13 protein-coding genes are annotated in these 14,276 nt (G+C 54.2%); 6 read left to right on the top strand and 7 right to left on the bottom strand.

Annotation, left to right across the window (positions count from 1 at the left end; all coding sequences use genetic code 11):
• Nucleotides 1-158 precede the first annotated feature (158 nt).
• The 3 genes from recA (at nt 159) to alaS (ending at nt 4,772) form a co-directional block, all read left to right on the top strand.
• A complete protein-coding gene (gene recA, locus EUU23_RS06045; protein ID WP_160353150.1) occupies nt 159-1,244 on the top strand; it encodes a recombinase RecA in 1,086 nt (361 codons plus the stop codon).
• A 182-nt stretch (nt 1,245-1,426) separates the two neighbouring features.
• Nucleotides 1,427-2,053, top strand: coding sequence for a glutathione S-transferase family protein (locus EUU23_RS06040; RefSeq protein ID WP_160353149.1), 627 nt, complete (start codon nt 1,427-1,429; stop codon nt 2,051-2,053).
• Nucleotides 2,054-2,129: 76 nt separating this feature from the next.
• Complete coding sequence (gene alaS, locus EUU23_RS06035) at nt 2,130-4,772, top strand: alanine--tRNA ligase (protein WP_160353148.1); 2,643 nt, start codon at nt 2,130-2,132, stop codon at nt 4,770-4,772.
• Between the two features lie 18 nt (nt 4,773-4,790).
• Here the strand turns inward: alaS and EUU23_RS06030 are convergent, their stop codons facing one another.
• The 3 genes from EUU23_RS06030 to EUU23_RS06020 all read right to left on the bottom strand — a co-directional run bounded on the left by EUU23_RS06030 (nt 4,791) and on the right by EUU23_RS06020 (nt 8,793).
• Nucleotides 4,791-5,573: a hypothetical protein gene (locus EUU23_RS06030; RefSeq protein WP_160353147.1), complete on the bottom strand. Its 783-nt coding sequence runs from the start codon at nt 5,571-5,573 to the stop codon at nt 4,791-4,793.
• A 125-nt stretch (nt 5,574-5,698) separates the two neighbouring features.
• Nucleotides 5,699-7,468, bottom strand: coding sequence for a cation:proton antiporter domain-containing protein (locus tag EUU23_RS06025; protein WP_160353146.1), 1,770 nt, complete (start codon nt 7,466-7,468; stop codon nt 5,699-5,701).
• A 104-nt stretch (nt 7,469-7,572) separates the two neighbouring features.
• Nucleotides 7,573-8,793 carry an NADP-dependent isocitrate dehydrogenase gene (locus tag EUU23_RS06020; RefSeq protein ID WP_160353572.1) on the bottom strand — a complete coding sequence of 407 codons (1,221 nt, stop codon included), beginning with the start codon at nt 8,791-8,793 and terminating at the stop codon, nt 7,573-7,575.
• 143 nt (nt 8,794-8,936) lie between these two features.
• Between EUU23_RS06020 and EUU23_RS06015 the strand changes: the two genes are divergently transcribed.
• Genes EUU23_RS06015 through EUU23_RS06005 form a run of 3 tightly spaced genes read left to right on the top strand, consistent with a single transcriptional unit; the run spans nt 8,937 to nt 11,830 of the window.
• On the top strand, nt 8,937-9,671 hold the full coding sequence (locus tag EUU23_RS06015) for a phosphatidylserine decarboxylase (protein WP_160353145.1): 735 nt from the start codon (nt 8,937-8,939) through the stop codon (nt 9,669-9,671).
• A complete protein-coding gene (locus EUU23_RS06010) occupies nt 9,671-10,438 on the top strand; it encodes a CDP-alcohol phosphatidyltransferase family protein (protein WP_160353144.1) in 768 nt (255 codons plus the stop codon). Before EUU23_RS06015 ends, EUU23_RS06010 begins: the two co-directional genes overlap by 1 nt.
• Before the next feature lie 51 nt (nt 10,439-10,489).
• On the top strand, nt 10,490-11,830 hold the full coding sequence (locus EUU23_RS06005) for a DNA recombination protein RmuC (RefSeq protein ID WP_160353143.1): 1,341 nt from the start codon (nt 10,490-10,492) through the stop codon (nt 11,828-11,830).
• Between the two features lie 9 nt (nt 11,831-11,839).
• Here the strand turns inward: EUU23_RS06005 and EUU23_RS06000 are convergent, their stop codons facing one another.
• From EUU23_RS06000 to rapZ, 4 genes are read right to left on the bottom strand one after another with little or no spacing between them, the layout of a single operon-like run.
• Nucleotides 11,840-12,646 carry a TrmH family RNA methyltransferase gene (locus tag EUU23_RS06000; protein WP_160353142.1) on the bottom strand — a complete coding sequence of 269 codons (807 nt, stop codon included), beginning with the start codon at nt 12,644-12,646 and terminating at the stop codon, nt 11,840-11,842.
• Complete coding sequence (locus tag EUU23_RS05995) at nt 12,646-12,924, bottom strand: HPr family phosphocarrier protein (RefSeq protein WP_160353141.1); 279 nt, start codon at nt 12,922-12,924, stop codon at nt 12,646-12,648. Before EUU23_RS05995 ends, EUU23_RS06000 begins: the two co-directional genes overlap by 1 nt.
• Complete coding sequence (locus tag EUU23_RS05990; protein WP_160353140.1) at nt 12,911-13,324, bottom strand: PTS sugar transporter subunit IIA; 414 nt, start codon at nt 13,322-13,324, stop codon at nt 12,911-12,913. The genes EUU23_RS05995 and EUU23_RS05990 overlap by 14 nt, the downstream gene beginning before the upstream one ends.
• Nucleotides 13,321-14,262 (bottom strand): RNase adapter RapZ, encoded by a 942-nt coding sequence (gene rapZ / locus EUU23_RS05985; protein ID WP_343032684.1) that lies wholly within the window; start codon nt 14,260-14,262, stop codon nt 13,321-13,323. The genes EUU23_RS05990 and rapZ overlap by 4 nt, the downstream gene beginning before the upstream one ends.
• Nucleotides 14,263-14,276 lie beyond the last annotated feature (14 nt).

Raw genomic sequence — 14,276 nt, 5'->3', positions numbered from 1 at the left:
CCCAACAACAGGGATTTTCAGAAAAAACAGTTTAACTATCTAAAAAATAACGCTAATAAAAAATATGTTCCGCTCTTGTTCTTTTAGAACAAATATCGTACATCATGCTTCGTTCCGGTGATGTTCCGGACCCAGGCATGACGCTAAGGAGTGGAAAAATGGCAGCAAGTCTTAAAGTAATCGATGGAGTTCAGGCAAAGAATATGAACAGTTCAGATCGTGATAAAGCGCTGGAAGCAGCGTTGGCGCAGATTGACCGCGCCTTTGGCAAGGGTTCCGCCATGAAGCTGGGTAGTCGGGAGGCGATTGCCATTGATGCGGTTTCGACCGGCTCGCTGGGCCTCGACATCGCACTCGGAATTGGCGGTTTGCCAAAGGGGCGTGTGATTGAAATTTACGGTCCGGAAAGCTCGGGCAAGACGACCCTGACCCTGCACGCCATTGCGGAGGCGCAAAAGGCAGGGGGCACGGCGGCCTTTATCGACGCAGAACATGCGCTCGACCCCGCCTATGCCAAGAAACTGGGCGTCGATATCGATAATCTGATCGTGTCGCAGCCGGATACGGGCGAACAGGCGCTGGAAATTGCCGATACGCTGGTCCGGTCCAACGCCGTCGACATTTTGGTCATCGACTCGGTGGCCGCGCTGGTTCCACGCGCCGAAATCGAGGGCGAAATGGGCGACAGCCATGTCGGTCTGCAGGCCCGTTTGATGAGCCAGGCGCTTCGCAAGATTACAGGTTCGATCAGCCGGTCGAACTGCATGGTCATCTTCATCAACCAGATCCGCATGAAAATCGGCGTGATGTACGGTTCGCCTGAAACCACGACTGGCGGTAACGCGCTCAAATTCTACGCATCGGTCCGTCTCGACATCCGCCGCACCGGCCAGATCAAGCAGGGTGAGGATATTGTCGGCAACACCACCCGCGTGAAGGTTGTGAAGAACAAGGTGGCACCGCCCTTCAAGCAGGTCGAATTCGACATCATGTACGGGCAGGGCATTTCCAAGACCGGCGAGTTGCTCGATCTGGGTGTGAAGGCCGGTATCGTCGAAAAATCGGGCAGCTGGTTCAGCTATGATTCGATCCGCATCGGGCAGGGGCGTGAAAACTCCAAAACCTATCTGACCGAAAATCCCGAAGTGGCCGCAAAACTTGAGGCCGCGATCCGCGGCAAGACCGAGGAAGTGGCCGAAGTGATGATGACCGGTTCCGACGCGGAAGATGATATCATCGAATAAATTTCCTCTCCCCCTAAAGAGGATTAAGCGCGGTCTTGCCTGAGACCGATGCTTACGACCCGCCCTGGTCCACCCCGGGGCGGGTCATTCTTTTTGGGGCCGGGTCAGCATTTGCTATCTTTAACGAAAAAACCTTTTTAACGTTCAGCCGAGTTAACAAACCAGCATCCAAGGACAGCAAAATGGCATTGACCGTACATCATTTGAACAATTCGCGTTCCCAACGTATCCTCTGGTTGCTGGAGGAATTGGAAATTCCCTATACCATCCACCACCATCAGCGCGATGCCGTCACCAACCTGGCCCCGCCCGAATTGCTGGCGATTCACCCCCTGGGTAAATCTCCGGTGATTGAAGATGATGGCCATATCATTTATGAATCAGCTGCAATCGTTGAATATATTTGCGAACGGCATGGCGGCGACCATCTTGTTCCTGCGCGTGGGACGGCTGACCATATTCGCTATCTCGAATATCTGCACTTTGCCGAAGGTTCGGCGATGACGCCGATCTTGCTCAACATCTATACAGCACGACTTGGCGATGCAGCGGCTCCCCTCCGTCCCCGTATTGATCAACAATTGCAAAGCCATTTCCAATATATGGAAGACCGGCTTTTGCCATCGGGCTGGTTCGTCGGTGATAATCTGACCGGTGCAGATATCATGCTCAGTTTTCCAGCAGAAGCCGCTGTCAAAATGGGCCATGCATCCGGCAAGCCTAAACTTACGGCCTTTGTCGCCGCCATTCATGCGCGGCCTGCCTTTCAACGGGCGCTCGAAAAAGGTGGGCCTTATGCCTATGCCTGAATTTTTACGGATCGGCGCAAAATGCTGTCCGTTACAGGTTCCATCTAAGCAGAAATCCATCTAAGTCGCACACGCTATGACCTCAACAAATGATATCCGCCGCGGTTTTCTCGACTATTTCGGCAATGCCAGCCATGATGTGGTGCAGTCTGCCCCGCTCGTTCCCTATAATGACCCGACGTTGATGTTCGTCAACGCAGGGATGGTGCCGTTCAAAAATGTCTTCACGGGCCTTGAAAGCCGGGAGATTCCGCGCGCGACGTCGAGCCAGAAATGCGTGCGCGCCGGTGGCAAGCATAATGACCTTGATAATGTCGGCTATACCGCGCGGCACCATACTTTCTTTGAAATGCTGGGCAATTTCTCGTTCGGCGATTATTTCAAGGAAGAGGCGATTGTTCATGCATGGACATTGCTAACGAAAGTCTGGGGGCTTGATCCCCACCGGCTGACGACCACTGTTTATCATACCGATGACGAAGCGTTCGACCTGTGGCGCAAGATCGCCGGACTTCCTGAAGAACGGATCATCCGGATTGCGACCAATGACAATTTCTGGTCCATGGGTGACACCGGCCCATGCGGCCCATGCAGCGAAATTTTCTACGATCATGGCGACCATATTTTTGGCGGCCCTCCCGGAAGCCCGGATGAAGATGGCGACCGCTTTGTTGAAATCTGGAACTTGGTCTTCATGCAGTTTGAACGGCATGATGATGGCTCGCAGACCGCTTTGCCCAAACCGTCGATCGACACCGGCATGGGTCTGGAACGCATCGCGGCGGTGTTGCAGGGTGTGCACGACAATTACGATACCGACACGTTCAAATCCCTGATTGCTGCGTCGCAGGAATTGACGGGAACCAAGGCCAAAGGCGAACAGATGGCCAGCCACCGGGTCATTGCCGATCATTTGCGTTCGACCAGCTTCCTGTTGGCCGACGGGGTCATGCCGTCCAATGAAGGGCGCGGCTATGTTCTGCGCCGCATCATGCGCCGCGCTATGCGCCATGCCCATATCCTGGGGGCGAAAGAACCCTTGATGCACCGCCTTGTGGGCAATCTGGTGTCGGAAATGGGGGCCGCTTATCCCGAATTGGTGCGCGCGCAACAGTTGATCGAGGCGACCCTCAATCAGGAAGAGACCCAGTTTCGTCGCACCTTGGACAAGGGACTGAAGCTTCTGGATGAAGCAACGGCGGGCATGAAGGTGGGCGATACGCTTGCCGGTGAGACCGCATTCAAGCTTTATGACACGTTCGGCTTTCCCTATGATTTGACCGAAGATGCCTTGCGCGCGCAAGGATTTGGCATTGATGCCGCTGGCTTTGACGCGGCAATGACGGCGCAAAAAGAACGCGCGCGGGCGGCGTGGAAAGGATCGGGCGCCAAGGCTTCGGATGATGTGTGGTTCGATATTGCCGAACGCGTCGGTTCGACCGAATTTACCGGTTATTCCGCCAGTGAGGGTGAAGGTCAGGTGCTGGCCCTCGTCAATGACGGTGTCGAGGTGCAATCTGCTGTCGCGAATGACACGGTGACGGTGATTACCAACCAGACCCCATTTTACGGCGAAAGTGGCGGGCAGATGGGCGATGCGGGCGCAATCACCAGCGCGTCCATGCGGGGTGAAGTGACCGACACTGCCAAGCCTCTCGGACGATTGCACGCGCATCAGGTCACGCTGCAAAGCGGCGAGATCAAGGTTGGCGATGTCGTCACGTTGAAAATAGACACTAAACGCCGCGATGCCCTGCGCGCGAACCATAGCGCGACCCACCTGCTGCACGCGGCGTTGCGGAACAGGTTGGGCGGCCATGTGACCCAAAAGGGCAGCCTTGTTGCGCCAGATCGCTTGCGCTTTGACTTCTCGCATAATCAGGCCGTCAGCGCCGATGATATGGCGCAGATTGAAGCCGATGTGAACGCGCAAATCCGCGGCAATCGTTTGGTTTCGACGCGGCTGATGACCCCGGACGATGCTGTCGCAGCCGGCGCGCTCGCTTTATTTGGCGAAAAATATGGTGACGAAGTGCGGGTGCTGAGTATGGGCGATGCGGACGGGGTGAATTATTCGGTCGAACTGTGTGGCGGCACGCATGTCAATGCACTGGGTGATATCGCCCTGTTCACGGTGATTTCCGAGGGCGCCGTGGCCAGTGGCATTCGCCGTATAGAGGCCCTGACCGGTGAGGCGGCGCGTCAATATCTGTCAGGTCGCGAAAACCAGTTGAAAGAAATCGCCGCGATGCTGAAAACCGCACCTGATGAGGTTGCGGCGCGTGTGGAAACCTTGCTTGCGGAACGCAAACGGCTCGAAAAGGAGCTGGGCGACGCCAAGACGGCATTGGCGCTTTCGGGCGGCTCTGGCCCGAAGGCCGAGGCAGAAGATGTCAATGGCACAGCCTTCCTGGGCCAGGTCATAAACGGCATCGAACCCAAGGCGCTGCGCGGCCTTGCTGATGACCAAATGAAGGTGATTGGCACCGGCGTGGTCGCAATTGTCGCGGCGAACGAAGCGAGCAACACGATCGTCGTCGCAGTTTCTGCCGAGCTGCACGGAAAAGTCACCGCACCCGACCTCGTCCGCGCCGCAACGGCGGCAATGGGCGGGCAGGGCGGTGGTGGTCGGCCTGATATGGCGCAGGGTGGCGGCCTGGCAGGCGCAGAACAGGCGCAGGCTGCGATTGATGCGGTTAAGAGGGCAATGGCGGATTAAAGAACGGATACAATAGTATCAAATTCGCGCCAACGCCCTCAGCGCATCCGATGGCGGGAAGTGATCGGGGACACGGTCGTCAATAGCTGCCGCCATACGATCATCGCCCGCATACCAGTCGCGTTCAATTGTGGGATCGCGCAGCACAGCATCAATGGCGGCGGTCAATTCGTAACTGTGCGGCGGGAAACCATTCACTCTCAATGCTGTCCACAATGAAACATTGAGCCATTGCTTGATCGGTTCGTTTGCAATCGGGTAAGGAATAAGACCTGTACCGCTTTCAAATCGGCGAAGGCAGGCCGATAGGTCGAGGGACACCATGGCTCGACATGCAAAAGGTCGGTCGACATGGATACTACACACACCATCAACCAGGAAGGCGCAAGGGTTGGCCGGGTCGAGTAACCTGCCGGAATCGCGGTCGGCACTCGCCAGCTTCTTGGCAATCCGCGCCTCATGTTCGCCGATCAATTTTGCACGGCGAAGACGGCGGGCAATGTAGAACACTTCCACCCCGTTGACGGACACTTGTTGATAACAACAGCTTTCGCAACCTTTGCTGCATGCGAGTTTTTGCGAAGGTTTGTGCCGCGCCATGCTGACGTCGCCGATCGCGCGATAGATTTCGACGAGTTGGTCGTTTGTGTCCGGTGTGCGCTCTGCTGCCAGCCGGGCGAAGTAGCGCACCAATGCAACACTCTCATCGGGATTGAATGCGCTTGTACCAGACGCGAATTCACCCATGCACCCTTTAGTCATCAGGTGCCGGACCATGTGCGGCGGTTTCAATTTCGACATTATGAATGCTTTCTTTGCAGGAGCAGGGCAGATTTCCGCAAATGTTGCGCGTCGCGTATGACGAATTGATGACCAGTCTTTGGTAAAGATCAGGGGCCAATGGGGTCAATTACGCCTATAAAGAGCTAACTTCTTTCGGTTGTTCGCAACTTCAATTTTGGCGCTTCGTCCAACCCGCCTTGTTCCATGATGATACGGCGGAATTCGTCGCGTTTTTCATGGATGGAGGCGATGACAAAGCCCATCGGTATGCCAAGATCGACCAGTACGGCCTCTGATAATTGGAGCGAACTTTCGAGCGTTTCGGGCACCGCATCGGTCACCCCGGCCCGGTATAATTCCGCCGCATGATCGGCGTCCCGCGCGCGGGAGATGATGGTCAGGTCAGGAAATTCAGACCTGATGCGCTTGACAATCCGGGCCGTCAGAACCGGCTCATCCATCGTCAATATAAGCGCCTTGGCCTTGGCGATGTCGATCCTTTCCAGCACTTCGTGCCGCGACACGTCGCCAAACATGACATCATAACCCCGCCGCCGCGCCGACGTGACCGCATCAACGTTCGCCTCCACGGCAATATAGGGCTGGTCATGTTTAGACAGCATATCGGCAATCAACATACCAACACGTCCAAAACCCACAATGATCGCACGCTCACCATCTGGTACTGTTACCAGACGCAGCGGTTCGCTTTCCCGCAATTCAATCCGCTTCGCCATATCATGGCCGATCCGCGCTAGAATGGGTGTGATTGTCAACCCGATGGCCGTGGTCGCTTGCCAGAAAGTGGCGGTATCGGGGTCGATCAATTGCGCCGCACTCGCGGCGGCCAGCACGATCAGAGTTGTCTCGGACGGACTGGACATTAAAAGACCTGTTTCTGTCGCAGTGCCAGTCCGCGCACCGGCAATTTTCAGCAACCCACCGGTTACCAGCGACTTCACAATGATGATGCCCGACACAGCCGCCACCAATAAAGTCCAGTTTTGGCGAATGAAGTTCAGATCGATTTGCATCCCTATGGTGATCAGAAACACCCCCAAGGCGAGGCCCTTGAACGGCGCTGTGATGACTTCCACTTCATGCCGGTAATCGGTTTCGGCGATCAGTAAGCCTGCAATCAACGCGCCGAAAATGGGCGACAGGCCAACGGCGCTGGTTGCCAGACTGGCAATGATGACCACCAGCAAACTGGCCGCCAAAAATAGTTCCGGGCTTTTGGTGCGCGCTGCCTGTCCGAATAGATATGGCAGCAAAAACCGGCCAAGTACCAGCATGATGCCAACAACCAATGCACCTTCCATGATGACCGTAACCAACCCGTCGAAAGACCCGCTGGCCGCTTTTGGAGCCAATGCCCCCAGGAAAAAGATGATCGGTACAATCGCCAGATCTTCAAATAAGAGCATACCGAGTGCGCGTTGGCCAACGGCGGATTGGGTGCCTGCGATAGGAACGACCAACGCCGTCGACGAAAGTGCCAGTGCCAGCCCTAAACCAACGGCACTTGCCGCACTATAATCGAGAAATGACAGCCCGAATGCAATCAGCAGGCCACCGCCAAAAAGCTGCGCCGGGCCTAAACCAAAAACCGTCCTTCGCATTTTCCACAGCCGACGGAACGACAATTCCAGACCGATAGTGAACAAAAGCAGGATGATTCCATAATCGCCCAGCGGACTAATTTCTTCGATATCAGAAATGGTAATCCAGCGAAGCCACGGGAAACTGTCAGCCAAAGACCCAAGGCCAAAGGGACCAACCAATAGCCCGACAAGGAGAAATCCGACAATCGGGTTGATACGCACCCGGGCAAATGCCGGAATGACAACTCCGGCGGCGCCTAATATCACCAGCGCGTTGCTGAGGCCTTCTGTCTGGAGTTCGCCTGCCATTGTGCTTTTTACGCACAAGCATGATGTAAAGGGAAGGGCGGTGCCAACAAAAAAGCGCGGGACAAACGCCCCGCGCTTCGATTGTCGCTGTTAACAGGCGGCGTTTATTGCCAGCTGCCCATTTTGTTTTCGAGGTTCAAACGTACCTGTTCGAAAAACTGTTCAGTGGTCATCCATGCCTGATCTGGTCCGATCAATATGGCGAGATCCTTGGTCATATGGCCGTTTTCAACCGTTTGAATGCACACTTCTTCCAAGGTTTCGGCAAAGCGGGTAACGTCGGGAGTTTCGTCGAATTTACCACGGAATTTCAATCCACCTGTCCATGCAAAGATCGAGGCAATCGGGTTGGTGGACGTTGCCTTTCCTTGCTGATGCTGGCGGAAATGGCGGGTTACCGTGCCATGTGCGGCCTCTGCTTCGACGGTTTTACCGTCTGGTGTCATCAAGATTGAAGTCATCAAGCCGAGTGAGCCAAAGCCTTGGGCAACCTGGTCCGACTGCACATCACCGTCATAATTCTTACAGGCCCAAATGAACTTGCCCGACCATTTCAAGGCCGATGCAACCATGTCGTCAATCAGGCGATGTTCGTAAACAATGCCCAGTTCCTTGAACTTCGCCTCAAATTCATTTTCATATACATCTTGAAAAATATCTTTGAACCGGCCGTCATAGGCCTTCAATATTGTGTTTTTTGTCGACAGATATACCGGCCATTGTCGACCCACACCATAATTCAGCGAGGCGCGGGCAAAATCGCGGATCGAATCGTCAAGATTGTACATCGCCATTGCAACGCCCGATGACGGATAACGGAACACTTCTTCGTCGATAGTCCGGCCATCGTCACCATCCCATACAAGGCGCAATGTGCCCGGTCCGGGAACAAGGAAATCGGTTGCGCGATATTGGTCGCCAAAGGCGTGACGGCCGACAACAATGGGGTCGGTCCAGCCGGGAATTAGGCGGGGAACATTTTGAATGACAATAGGTTCACGAAAAACAACGCCGCCCAATATGTTGCGGATAGTGCCATTGGGTGACTTCCACATTTTTTTAAGGCCAAATTCTTCAACGCGCGCCTCGTCCGGTGTAATCGTCGCGCATTTGACGCCTACGCCATATTCACGGATGGCATTGGCCGAATCAACCGTGATGCGGTCATCGGTTTCGTCACGCTTTTCGACGCCAAGATCGTAATATTTAAGATCTATATCAAGATATGGGAGAATGAGGCGTTCGCGAATCCATTCCCAGATGATGCGGGTCATTTCGTCGCCATCTAGTTCGACGACTGGATTTTTCACCTTGATTTTGGCCATGACGGGACGCGCTTTCCATTGGGATGATTGGATCTTTGAGCGGTGCCATAGCAAAGTCTGCCATATGTTCAACTGCGCTATCACAAGCGCGGCATTTGGCGGAAATGGTTGTAACATCGCACGCCATCCCCTAGCTAGGGCCTATGAGCAGACAAGAACTGACGAACCGGGGAACCGGGGTCGCAAAATGGTCGTTTCCTCCCGTTCATCCAGAAGGCCGGAAATTCGGTCTGATTGCTGGGGGATTAACTTTATTCTTCGCCATCATGGCGTGGGAAACCCTTGCATGGCCTATGGCTGCGGTCACGATCTGGACATTGGCATTTTTCCGCGATCCCGTGCGCGCAACGCCTATTGATGACCGGTTTGTAGTATCGCCAGCCGATGGCCTGGTGACGTTGATTGAACGTGTCCCGCCGCCTGCTGAACTGTCCGGTCCGGACGGACTAGGCGATCAACCTTTGACCCGGGTTTCCATATTTATGAGTGTGTTTGACGTTCATATCAACCGGACCCCAATTCGCGGAACGATAAAGCTTGTGGTCTATATTGCCGGCAAATTCCTGAATGCCGATCTGGACAAAGCCAGTGAAGAAAATGAACGTCAGCATTTCCTTGTCGAACGCAGTGATGGTGTGCGTATTGGCTTTACGCAAATTGCCGGGTTGGTCGCCCGCAGGATCGTCGCATTTGTGAAAGAGGGCGATAGCGTTGCCAACGGGCAACGCGTGGGGCTTATCCGTTTTGGTAGCCGCGTCGACGTATATCTCCCGCAAGGCACAGCTTCACGGGTCATAAAGGGCCAAAGGTGCATCGCCGGGGAAACCGTTATTGCGGAGCTTGGCGTTGACCAAGATCTGATCGCTGTTGCACACTGATGCGTAAAGGCACGTCCTTACCCGGCATTTCATTGCGGGCCCTTGCGCCGAACGCTGTGACCGCGATTGCGCTTTGTACGGGCTTGTCCGGTGCATGGTTTGCGTTGCAGGGTCGATGGGAAAATGCGGTCGCCGCGATTGTTGTCGCGGGCGTTCTGGATGCGATGGACGGGCGTATCGCAAGGATGCTCAAGGGGGAAAGCCGTTTTGGTGCGGAATTGGATTCCCTGTCCGATGTGATTGCATTTGGCGCTACGCCTGCTTTAATCATCTATATCTGGGTGATGCAGGATATGCCACGGTTCGGGTGGACGATTTCTGTGTTTTTCGTGCTTTGTGCCGCGTTGCGTCTGGCGCGGTTTAATGCCCGGATAGATACAGATGACCAGCCTCATAAATCTGCGGGTTTCAATACAGGCGTACCATCCCCGCCAGGCGCCGGGTTGGCGCTGCTTCCGATGCTGGTCTGGTTTGAAACCGGCCAGGATTGGGTGCGGGATTATCGCTTTATCGCCCCTTGGCTGCTCATCGTGGCTGTGCTGATGATTTCCAACGTAGCGACATTTAGCTGGTCGTCGATAAAGGTGCGGCGAAGCTTCCGCTTTCTTGCTCTGGCAGGGGTTGGCCTCTTTGGCGCGACTCTGGTCGCAGCCCCTTGGGTTGCGTTAATCGGGGCGAGTATAGTTTATGTCGGGCTTTTGCCTTTCAGCATATTCAGCTACGCAAAGGTAAAGCGTGCGCGTAAGGAACCGGTTTTAGAAACTTGACCTCGTTTTCCAACGGACTATGTTCCATTTTCGTTCTGTTCCCGGAGATGCATGTTGGAGCCTTTATTGATCACCTTTGCCGCCATTGGTGCCCTGCTTCTGGGGTTAGCCATGGGCTGGTTTGCCGGCCGCCGCAGTATCAATGACGGGGCCGACACCGTTGCTTCCATGCGGTTGAGTCTGGATGGCGTTGTCGAGGAACGGGACGAGGCGAAGATGAGGCTTATCCAAGCCGAAACAGCATTAAAAGAACGCGAGCATGCTTTTGAGGCGCAATTGGCGATCTTGGCGGATGCAAAGAATTCGCTCGCTGGACAATTTTCCGAAATAAGCCAAAAATTGCTTCAAGAAGCGCAAACCACATTCCTGCAACGGGCCAATGAGCGTTTTGATCAAGCCGGTGAGAAGAATGAAGCCAAAATCAAGCAATTGCTGACACCTGTGGGGGATAAGCTTAAAGCATATGAAGAACAGGTTGAACGCATAGAAAAGGAACGTTCTGCTGCATTCGGTGATCTCAAAGGTCTGCTTGGAGAGATGAGGCAGGGCCAGGAGCGTGTAACAACCGAAGCGGCCAAGATTGTAAATTCGCTCCGCTCCGCGCCAAAAGCAAGCGGCAGATGGGGCGAGCAACAATTTGAAAATTTACTTGAAATTGCGGGCTTGAAAAATGGGATCGACTATCGAAAGGAAGTCAGTGTTACAACGCAGGACGGTGTTTTCCGTCCTGATTTCGTTATAAACTTACCCGGTGACCAGACGCTGATCGTCGACATCAAATGTCCGCTCGACGCATATTTGGCGGCCGTCGACGAATCAGAAGCCGATGGCCGGCTAGTTCATATGAAGCGGCATGCAAATGCGGTTAGCGGACATGTCCAATCCCTGGCATCAAAAGCGTATTGGAGCCAGTTTGAAAAAGCCCCCGATTATGTTGTCCTTTATATTCCCGGAGACAATTTCCTTTCGGCTGCGTTGGAGCATGATCTTGATTTGTGGGAACGGGCCGCACGAAACAGGGTCATCGTATCCGGCCCTGCCACCTTTTTTCCGTTGGCAAAAACAATCGCAGGGATGTGGCGTCAGAAAAAATTGAGTGATGAAGCGCGACAAATTGGTGCATTGGGTAAAGAAATGTACGACCGATTGGCCGTCGCGGCGGAACATCTGAAAAAAGTGGGCTCAAGTTTGGGCCGAACCGTTGGGCAATATAATGACTTTGTCGGAAGTTTTGAAAGGAATGTCCTTTCGACCGGCCGAAAATTCGCGGAATTGAACATCGAAACCGGGAAGCGTGAACTTGATGACGTTCATGCGGTGGAGGCGTTGCCGCGGTACAATGACGATCTTCCCAAAGCATTGATCGATGACCAGCGGGACGCAGCGGAATAGCGATGAACTTTAGCTTGGCCGCCGAAACTGGTTCAACACCTCATAGGCCATGACCGCAGTTGCAACGGCGGCGTTCAGGCTGTCGGCTTTGCCGCACATCGGCATTTTTACGCGCAGGTCGCACTGGGATTCATAATCGTCAGGCAATCCCTGGGCTTCATTACCGGTAAGGATGAAGCAAGGCGCGGTGTAGGCCGCGGCTTGATAGTCGACACTGGTCTGAAGGCTGGTGCCGACCAATTGGCCCTTGCCGGCGCGCAACCAGGGCAGGAAATTGTCCCACCGGCATTGAACCACTTTCTGTGTAAAAATCGCGCCCATGCTGGCACGGACCGATTCGACTGAAAACGGGTCGGTGCAATCATCGATCAAAATCAAGCCACCTGCGCCGACGGCATCACCCGTCCGCAGCATTGTACCAAGATTTCCGGGGTCCCGCATCGCGTGTGCGACCAGCCAGATTGGCGCTTGTTCGCGGTCAATATCTTCCAAAGCGGTGGGATGGTCCTTGTACACACCCATGATTATTTGGGCATTTTCCTTGCCCGACAATTTCGCCAAGATGTCGGGACTGGTTTCGATCACGTCACCGCCGGCAGCTAATACCGCGGTTTCAAGCGCGATTTCCAATGCGTGGACGTCGCGGTCTTTTACCCGGAACAGCATTTCGGGCAAGAAACCTGCGTCGCGCGCTTCTGTCATGATCCGCAAGCCTTCGGCCAGAAAAAGGCCGGCGCGTTTGCGTAGCTTTTTTTCCCGTAACCCGCGAATTTCCTTTAATAGGGGGTTGGAAAATCCCGTGATTTCACGGCGCATCAGTCTTCGCCAAAACCATCTACGACCAAACCGACCAGTTTGCCCAAAGCCAATTCGGCTTGTTCGCCTTCGACATATATGGTGATTTCACTGCCTTTGGCGGCGCCCAGCATCATGAGGCCCATGATCGAGGTTCCGGTGACACTTTGCCCGTCTTTTTCCACCTCGACCTTGATTCCGTCCGGCAGGCGGCTGACAAAAGTGACGAATTTGGCGCTGGCACGGGCGTGCAGGCCCTTTTGATTTACGATAGTGACCTGACCGCTAAGCCTGCTCACGCGATGCCTCCAAAACTTCGGAGGCGACGCTGATATATTTCCGGCCAGCCTCACGCGCAGCAGCAACCGCTTCACGCACGTTCATATTCTTGCGTGCACTGTCCAGCCTGATTAGCATTGGCAGGTTGACACCCGCAATAACCTCAACCCGCCCTGCATCCAAAAGAGAGATGGATAGGTTGGAGGGTGTTCCTCCAAAAAGGTCGGTGAGAATGATGACGCCATCGCCGATTTCGACCTGCTTAATCGCGGCGGCGATTTCTTTACGCCGTCCCTCCATATCATCGCGTGGCCCTATGCACACAGTTGCAATGTTTTGTTGAGGGCCCACGACATGTTCGAGCGCCACAAGAAATTCTTCCGCCAATCTGCCATGCGTTACCAAAATCAACCCGATCATTTGCGTTCGCTACCCCGTTTAGCCTTTTTGTTATTGGCGCCGTTAGCAGGCCCCTCCAGTGCGTCAATCGGTCTTGACGTCAGATTACGATGAACAACCGTGGGCGAAAAACCGTCATCACGCAACCATTTGCCGAATTGCTCTGCAACATGTACCGACCTGTGACGCCCACCAGTGCAGCCAAATGCGATGTTGACATAAGCTTTTCCTTGCGCGTCATAAAGCGGCAAAAGGAATCTCAGTAACTCTCTAATCTTGAACATGGCCTCTGCATATGCCGGGTCGGATTCGACATATTGGGCCACTTCCGGATCCATTCCAGTCAACGGACGAAGCGCATTGTCCCAATGTGGATTCCTGAGAAATCTCAAATCAAATACCAGATCAACATTATGCGGCACACCGCGGGAAAAGCCGAAACTGGTGATTGATATTGTCGAATGCAAATTTGCATTGTTTGAAAAGCGAGTCCGAATATCGTTTTGCAGTTCATTGGCGGACATTTTGCTAGTGTCGACGACCGTTTCGGCCCAGCGGCGCAGTGGCTCCATCATCATGCGTTCTTGGGCAATCCCGTCCATTGCAGGCCGGTCGAGGGCCATAGGGTGACGGCGGCGTGTCTCTGTGTAACGCCGTTCGATTTCCGCACCGGAACAATCCAGAAAAAGCGTCATGATGTTAAGTTCTGCGCGCTTTTGAAGCTGCATTATCTGTCGTATAAGGGCGTCTGCCTTGAAACCGCGGGTGCGACTATCAAACCCAAGAGCTAACGGGATTGATGGATTTGAACGCCCGCCAGATGCCGGTATGTCGAGCAACGCACCCGCGAGACGAATAGGGAAGTTATCGACAGCTTCCCATCCCAAATCCTCTAACGTTTTCAAAACAGTGGTTTTTCCAGCTCCCGACAGACCGGTCACCAGTAATATAGTTTGCACTTTATGGCTGGATT

Source organism: Sphingorhabdus profundilacus, from assembly GCF_009769755.1.
GTDB classification, from domain to species: domain Bacteria; phylum Pseudomonadota; class Alphaproteobacteria; order Sphingomonadales; family Sphingomonadaceae; genus Sphingorhabdus_B; species Sphingorhabdus_B profundilacus.
Note: the sequence above shows the minus strand (reverse complement) of the source record. Positions and strands in the feature narration are given on the sequence as shown.